Source organism: Alphaproteobacteria bacterium, from assembly GCA_035625915.1.
Taxonomy (GTDB): Bacteria; Pseudomonadota; Alphaproteobacteria; order JACZXZ01; family JACZXZ01; genus DATDHA01.
Map to the genome: position 1 here is coordinate 1 of DASPOR010000177.1, position 7116 is coordinate 7116.

The following is a 7116-nucleotide window of genomic DNA, read 5'->3' on the forward strand; positions in this document are numbered from 1 at the left end:
CCATGAATCGATCTCCCTAACTCGTCCGGTTTGAGCGACTTGGCGCCCCATCGAGATTGGCGGCGCAATGGTTAATGAATGCTTACGGCCGGCCCTTTTGGCCCCATTTTTCAACATCTCCGGCGACCCGCATGAGCACCACCTAGCAGGCGGCATTCGGTCGCATGCGCCGGCCATGATCGCGTGTCAGTGATCGCCCGTTGAACGGCACGAGCGCGCAAGGTGCTTGTGGCGTTGGGCGCAGTTAGCTGGAAAAGGTGACCTCGACGCTGCCGAGCCCGTCGAACGATGCGCTAACCCGCTGGCCCGGCTTCGCAAATTCAATCCCTGTGCAGGAACCGGTTGTCACAAATTGCCCGGCCTTGATCCCGTCTCGCGCGCGCAGGTGGTTGGCAAGGGCCACCGCCGGGCCGAGCGGATCGTCAATCGGGTGACCGCCGATCTTGTCGACAATCGATTCGCCGTCGATCCGCAAGTTCACGCGCAGCATGTCAATCGGCAGTTTGGGCCAATCCGCGACCGTCTCGCCGTGCACGAAGGCGCCGTTGCAGAGATTGTCGGCGAGACGATCGAGGAGGGGAATTTTGCCGTATTCGCGGATGCGGGCATCGACGATCTCGATCGCCGCGAGGGCAGCCACAGCATCCGCGACATCCTTTCGGGTATAGTCGCGATTCCGCGCCGGCAGATCTTTGAGAAAGCGGAAGGCAATTTCCGCTTCCACGCCGAGAAGGGGCACGCGCAACGCGTCAACGCGCGCCGGGCTCGCGAAGATCATCCGGCTGAAGATGGCGCCGCGCTGGACCTCTCCGTCGTGCGGGGCATTGGCCTTCCACCCACCGATGGGCTCGCCGAGTTCCCGGTTGACCTCGTCCTGTATGGCGTGCGCTTCGGCGACACTCTTCGGCCGGCAGTCGGACGGAACTTCGGCCAACGGAATGCCGCTTCGGTGGGCCTCAATGAGCAATGTCGCCGCTTTCGAAATCGCCCGGTCGTTCATTCAGCATCCCGTTTTGGATTATTCATGTCAGGCTACTATCATGCCTCGTGCCGTACTGGCTAGCGTGCGGCCCGATCCGCGGCCTGGAGGATGTTTTTTGGATTTCAGCGCTTCGACACTCTTGCCCCTGCTCGGTTATGGGTTTGCTTTGGGGTGGTCGGTCGCATGGCCGCCCGGCCCCATTAACGCCGAGATCGTCCGTCGCGGGCTCGCGCGCGGTTTCTGGTCTGGTTACGGATTGTGCCTTGGCGCCTGCACTGGCGATGCAGGGTGGGCCGTGGTCGTGGCACTTGGCGCCGGCGTCCTTTTTACCGATCCGACCACGCGCCTTGTCATGGGGATCGCGAGTGCGCTTCTCCTGATCCTGCTTGCCTACGTTTTTCTCCGCGGCGCATGGCACGGTCTTAATCTGTGGCGCGCCAGTGCCACGCCAAAAGCGCCGGCGCGTTTCGAAAGCGGGCGCGCTGGCTATTTCCTCGGCCTCACCATGGCGCTGACGAGTCCTTGGAACATCGCCTTTTGGCTCGCCGTGATCGGCAGGCCCGAGACGAGCCAACTCGGCCTCGCGGCTTCCTTCGTCGTTGCCTCCGCCGTGATCGTGGGTGCCGCGGTGTGGGGATTGTTACTCTCGGGTGCGGTCGTGATCCTGCGCATGAAGTTCGCAAGCGCGGCCTGGGAGGTATGCGCCAAGGGGTTCACGGGCCTGCTCATGCTCTATTTCGCGGCGCGTTCGATCGCCCGTATCGTCGGCGGATGAGTCCTATCGCCGCTGATCGAAACGCCGTCCGACGAGCGCGCTTGCTATGTTCACCTTCTGGATGTCGATCGATCCGCCGGCGATGCCCCAGCCAAATCCGTCGCGCACGCGCTGCTCCATTCCATAAGCCTTGGCGTAGCCGTAGCCGCCCATGAGCTGCATCGCGGCGGCCGAAACCTCGCGCACCATTTCGTTGGCGAAGCATTTGGCGAGCGAGGCGTCCATGAGACCCGGCAGTCCGTCAACAGCGCGCGCGGCCGCCCGGTGGATGAGAAGTCGGCTCGCTTCGACGCGCATCATCATTTCAGCCAGGCGAATCTGGCTCGCCTGAAAATCGACGATGGGCTTGCCGAACTGCTTGCGCTCTTGAACATAGTCGACGACGTCGGCAAGGGCGCTCGCCGCAAGGCCGAGAGACATGGTCGCGTTACCGCATCGCTCTAGGTTGAAGACGCCCATGAGATCGGCAAAGCCGCCCGCGGGCACGAGCAAATTGTCTCTCGGCACGCGGACATGATCGAAGAACATATCGGCACTCGGGACCCCGCGAAAACCCATGAGCTGCTCGCGCGCACCGAAGGAAAAACCCGGGGTGCCCTTTTCGACGAAGACAGCACCGATCCCTTTCGCGCCGGTCGATTCCGAAAGCCGGCAGAACACCACGTAGGCTTCCGAATGGCCGGCCCCGCTACACCATCGCTTTGCACCGTCGATAACGATACTGTCGCCTTCGATGCGCGCCGCGGTCCGCAAGTCCGTAAGAGCCGAGCCCGCTTCCGGTTCCGACATGGAGATTGCGACGAGCATCTCGCCCCGCACGACCTTGGGAACCACGCGCTCCTTGAGTGCAGGGCTGCCGAAGCGCTCGACCACGCGGACCGGCCCGACGTTACACTCGAAAACGGGGAATGCGACGGCAACGGAGATGCGGGCGAACTCCTCAAGGACGAGAAGAGCTTCAAGCGGGCCAAGCCCGAGGCCGCCGTATTTTTCTGCCGTGTTGACTCCGAGAAAGCCGAGTGCGCCATAACGGGCGAGCCAATCGTGCGGGACGGGCTCGTCCTTCTCTTCAAGCTCGCGCGCAAGTGGGCGAAGCTCGTTCTGTGCAAAGCGCCTTGCGGCCTCCTGCAAGGCTTTCTGTTCGTCATTGAGGTGGAAGTCCATTAGTGGATCTCTGGTTCGGGGAGCGGGGCGGTTCCCTCGAGGAAATCGAAGTCGCAACCCTCATGCGCCTGGGTGATATGGGCAGCGAACATTCGGTTGTAGCCGCGTGGGTAGTCACGCGGGGGTGGCGACCATTCGGCAAGGCGTCGTTGGATTTCGCTTTCGCTCAGCTTTACGTCGATACACCGCTTCTCGACGTCGATAGAGACGGTGTCGCCCGTGCGCACCGCAGCGAACGGACCGCCGATATGGCTCTCGGGCGATACGTGGAGCACACAGGCGCCATAGCTCGTTCCGCTCATGCGCGCGTCGGAGATGCGAAGCATGTCGCGCACGCCCTGTTTCAGCAGCTTTTGCGGAATCGGAAGCATTCCCCATTCGGGCATTCCGGGCCCGCCAACCGGCCCCGCGTTCTGTAGCACGATCGCATGGTCGGGTGTGACCTCGAGGTCCTCGCGATTGATGTTGGCAGCCATTTCGTTGTAATCGCTGAAGACGAGTGCCGGGCCCGTATGCCTGAGAAACCGCTTTTCGGCCGCTGCGGGCTTCATGACGCATCCCTTCGGCGCGATGTTGCCATAGAGCACGGCAGTCGCACCTTCGGCGTATATAGCCCGATCGAGTGTGCGGATAACGTCACGGTCGTGGACGGGTGCGTCCGCGATATTCTCGCCGATGGTACGGCCATTGACCGTCAGGCAATCGGTCTTGATGGCGTTTCGAATCGTCTCGAGAAGGCCGCGCAAGCCGCCGGCGTAGTAGAAATCTTCCATCAGGAACGTACCGGCCGGCCGCAGATTGGCGATGACGCTCATCTTGCGCGATGCGGCGTCGACGTCGTCGAGCGAGAGCGGAATTCCGGCGCGCCGTGCAAGTGCGATCAAATGGATGATGGCATTGGTCGAACCGCCCAACGCCATCTGCACCGTGAGCGCGTTCTCGAACGCGCCGCGCGAGAGGACGTCACTCGGCCGGCGATTCTGCCATGTCATCTCGACGATCGCGCGGCCGGAATCACGGGCCATGCGCGGATGGCTGGCGTCTGCCGCGGGAATTGAGGAGGCGCCCGGGAGCGTCATGCCAAGAGTTTCGGCAATCGCGGTCAGGGTGGCGGCTGTGCCCATCGTCATGCAATGGCCATAGGAACGCGCGATGCCTCCCTCGATCTCGCGCCACGTCTCCTCCGTGATCTTGCCCGCACCGCGCTCGGCCCAGTATTTCCAGGTATCGCTCCCGCTCCCGAGTACATGGCCCGCCCAGTTCCCGCGCAACATGGGGCCCGCAGGCATGAAGATGGCCGGCAGATTCATGCTGATGGCACCCATGAGGAGGGCAGGGGTCGTCTTATCGCACCCGCCCATCAATACCGCACCGTCGACGGGATGGGAGCGCAAAAGCTCCTCCGTTTCCATCGCAAGCAGGTTGCGATAGAGCATCGTGGTCGGCTTGACATGCGGCTCCGAAAGGGAGAGGGCGGGAAATTCAAGCGGAAATCCGCCCGCTTGCCATACACCCTGCTTGACCTCCTCGACGCGCGTGCGGAAATGAGCGTGGCAAGGATTGATGTCGCTCCAGGTATTTATGATCGCGATCACAGGCTTGCCGGCGAAGTCCTCGCGGCTATAGCCCATCTGCAACATGCGGGAACGGTGGCCGAAGGCACGCAGATCGTCGACGCCGAACCAGCGATGGCTACGCAAATCCTGGGCCTTGCGTTTGGCCGAAGCGCTCCGTGCCGTCATGGGCCTGCCTCACCGGGTAAATCAGGTGTCGCGGACGAGATTAGCGCAGGCCGGTCCGGCGGGCACTCCCCTCGTGAGGGAGACGCCTATCCGCGACCGTCGATAGCGAAGCCGGGCCTGTCAAGGCTTGCGGACTACGCTCGAAACGAACACTCTATGGCCCCGTGAACGTTTTGAAGGTCGTTCGGCGATGGCGCGCATATTCCTCACCCACGAACCGAATATGCTCAAAAACTACTATGGCGAACGCGCGCTCGCTGCCCTCCGCAAGCTCGGCGACGTTTCGATGAATTCGACGGGAAAGGCGCTGACGACGACAGCGCTCATCGAAGCTGCCCAAGGCATCGAAATTATCGTGTCGGATCGCCAGACACCGGGCGAAGCGGCACTCTTCGAACAATCGCCCGATCTCATCGCTTTTTTGCGATGTGCGGTCGATATCCGCAACGTCCAGGTGACGGCGGCGAGCGAAGCGGGGGTGCTTGTCACCCGAGCCACACCCGGCTTTGCAGCGTCGGTTGCGGAAATGGCGGTGGGCATGATGGTCGACCTCGCGCGTCATGTCACTGAGTCCGCTTCGACCTATCATAAAGGCGGTGCGCCCGAGGCAAGGATGGGCCGCCAGCTCAAGGGGTCGACACTTGGCATCATCGGCTTTGGCGTCATCGGAAAATACCTCGCGGGACTCGGCCTCGCCTTCGGCATGACGGTACTGGTGTGCGATCCGCACAAGATGGCCGACGAACCGGGCCTCCGTCAGGTCGATTTCGGCACGCTATTGCGCGAGGCCGATTTTGTCGTCTGTCTCGTCGTCGCCTTGCCGGAAACCGAGAACCTGATGAACGCCGCCGCCTTCGCGTCGATGAAGCGCTCGGCATACTTCGTCAATCTTTCGCGGGGCAACCTGGTCGATGAAGCAGCCCTCGAGCAGGCGCTCGAGGACAAGCGGATCGCAGGGGCCGCGATGGATGTGGGCCGGGCGCCGGACCAGATGCCGTCCCTTCGTCTTGCGCGCCGCGAGGACGTGATCGCAACACCGCACACCGCGGGGCTCACGCCCGAGGCAGCCGAGCATCAGGCGTTCGACACGGTGGATCAGGTCGCGGCCCTCGTCGCCGGCCGGATACCGCAGAACGCGGTCAATGCAGAACACGCAGCGCGCCTTTTGCGGCTGAAGGCGTCATGAGGAGGATGGAATAGCCATGCAGGGATCGAGCGAATCCGGTTCCGAGCGTTCCAAGGCGCCGAAACTCAGCACCCCCGCCGGGGCGATCGACACGCATATCCACTTCTATGACAAGAAGTACCCTTTGGCGCCAACCGCGATCGCTCCCGCACCCGATGGCTCGGTTGACGCCTATCGCGCCGTGCAGCGCCGGCTAGGACTCGCGCGTTGCGTGGTCGTACAGCCCTCGGCCTACGGTACGGACAATCGCTGTACCCTCGAAAAGATCGAGAAGTTCGGGCGAGCAAACGCACGTGGGATCGCCGTGGTCGACAAAAGCGTGACCGAGGACACACTCGTCGCAATGACCGAAGCGGGCATCCGAGGGGCGCGTTTTCACATGCTGCCGGGTGGAGCTATCGGATGGGATATCCTCGACGCCGTCGCAGCACGCGTGCAAGCGGTGGGCTGGCACGTGCAACTCCAGCTCGACGGCCGCATCCTGCCGGAGCGCGAGGCGCAAATCAGGGCATGGCCGGGCCGCATCGTGATCGATCATGTCGGCAAGTTCCTCGAGCCCGTGACACCCGATCATTCGGCATTCGAATGCCTTCTTCGTTTTGTCGAAAGCGGGCGGGTGTGGGTCAAGCTTTCCGCCCCATACGAAGTATCGAAATTCGGCCCGCCGCTTTACGAGGATGTGGGACGGCTTGCGAAGATTCTCGTGAAAACAGCGCCGGAACGCATGCTTTGGGCGAGCAACTGGCCGCACCCCTCGGTCAAGGAAAAGCCGGACGATGCAATGCTGCTCGACCTGCTGCTCGAATGGGCTCCCGATGGGGCGACCCGGCGGCGTATTCTCGTCGACAATCCCGAAGAGCTCTACGGGTTCTAGGGCGACGCGGCGTTTCCCTCATGGTTCGAGACGGCCGCCTCTATGCGCGACGCAGAAGGAGGCGCGCCAAGCGAGCTGGCGGCCTCCTCACCATGAGGTTGATTATTTATCAGATTGAAATCCTCATCCTGAGGAGGTGCGCAGCACCGTCTCGAAGGGTGAGGCCCCGGCGCCTTCTCATGGTTCGAGACGCCTCGCGCCGCGAGGCTGCTCACCATGAGGATGATTATTTATGAGATTGAAATCCTCATCCTGAGGAGGTGCGCAGCACCGTCTCGAAGGATGAGGAGCCTCTCACAACATTAACGTCCTCATCCTAAGGAGGTGCGCAGCACCGTCTCGAAGGGTGAGGCCCTCTATAACCCTAGAACCTGACCCTGAGCCCGGCCGAGA

The 7116-nt window shown here is 62.5% G+C and carries 6 protein-coding genes; 3 read left to right on the plus strand and 3 right to left on the minus strand.

Annotated elements, in window-relative coordinates; all coding sequences use genetic code 11:
• Positions 1-244: 244 nt before the first annotated feature.
• Positions 245-1000 carry a fumarylacetoacetate hydrolase family protein gene (locus VEJ16_13670; GenBank protein ID HYB10712.1) on the minus strand — a complete coding sequence of 252 codons (756 nt, stop codon included), beginning with the start codon at positions 998-1000 and terminating at the stop codon, positions 245-247.
• Positions 1001-1097: 97 nt separating this feature from the next.
• On the opposite strand from VEJ16_13670, the gene VEJ16_13675 reads away from it, so the two are divergent.
• Positions 1098-1757: a LysE family transporter gene (locus VEJ16_13675; protein ID HYB10713.1), complete on the plus strand. Its 660-nt coding sequence runs from the start codon at positions 1098-1100 to the stop codon at positions 1755-1757.
• 3 nt (positions 1758-1760) lie between these two features.
• Here the strand turns inward: VEJ16_13675 and VEJ16_13680 are convergent, their stop codons facing one another.
• Entirely contained in the window at positions 1761-2921 is a 1161-nt protein-coding gene (locus VEJ16_13680; GenBank protein HYB10714.1) for an acyl-CoA dehydrogenase family protein, read from the minus strand.
• Entirely contained in the window at positions 2921-4663 is a 1743-nt protein-coding gene (gene araD / locus VEJ16_13685; GenBank protein ID HYB10715.1) for an L-arabinonate dehydratase, read from the minus strand. Before araD ends, VEJ16_13680 begins: the two co-directional genes overlap by 1 nt.
• 190 nt (positions 4664-4853) lie before the next feature.
• On the opposite strand from araD, the gene VEJ16_13690 reads away from it, so the two are divergent.
• Together VEJ16_13690 and VEJ16_13695 are read left to right on the plus strand one after the other, a co-directional pair.
• Positions 4854-5849, plus strand: coding sequence for an NAD(P)-dependent oxidoreductase (locus VEJ16_13690; protein HYB10716.1), 996 nt, complete (start codon positions 4854-4856; stop codon positions 5847-5849).
• A 16-nt stretch (positions 5850-5865) separates the two neighbouring features.
• Positions 5866-6723 (plus strand): amidohydrolase family protein, encoded by an 858-nt coding sequence (locus tag VEJ16_13695; protein ID HYB10717.1) that lies wholly within the window; start codon positions 5866-5868, stop codon positions 6721-6723.
• Positions 6724-7116: the final 393 nt, after the last annotated feature.

Excerpts from the sequence above, each read along its gene's own strand:
- VEJ16_13670 (HYB10712.1), bottom strand. The coding sequence starts at position 1,000 with ATGAACGACCGGGCGATTTCGAAAGCGGCGACATTGCTCATTGAGGCC.
- VEJ16_13680 (HYB10714.1), bottom strand. The coding sequence starts at position 2,921 with ATGGACTTCCACCTCAATGACGAACAGAAAGCCTTGCAGGAGGCCGCA.
- araD (HYB10715.1), bottom strand. The coding sequence starts at position 4,663 with ATGACGGCACGGAGCGCTTCGGCCAAACGCAAGGCCCAGGATTTGCGT.
- VEJ16_13690 (HYB10716.1), top strand. The coding sequence starts at position 4,854 with ATGGCGCGCATATTCCTCACCCACGAACCGAATATGCTCAAAAACTAC.
- VEJ16_13695 (HYB10717.1), top strand. The coding sequence starts at position 5,866 with ATGCAGGGATCGAGCGAATCCGGTTCCGAGCGTTCCAAGGCGCCGAAA.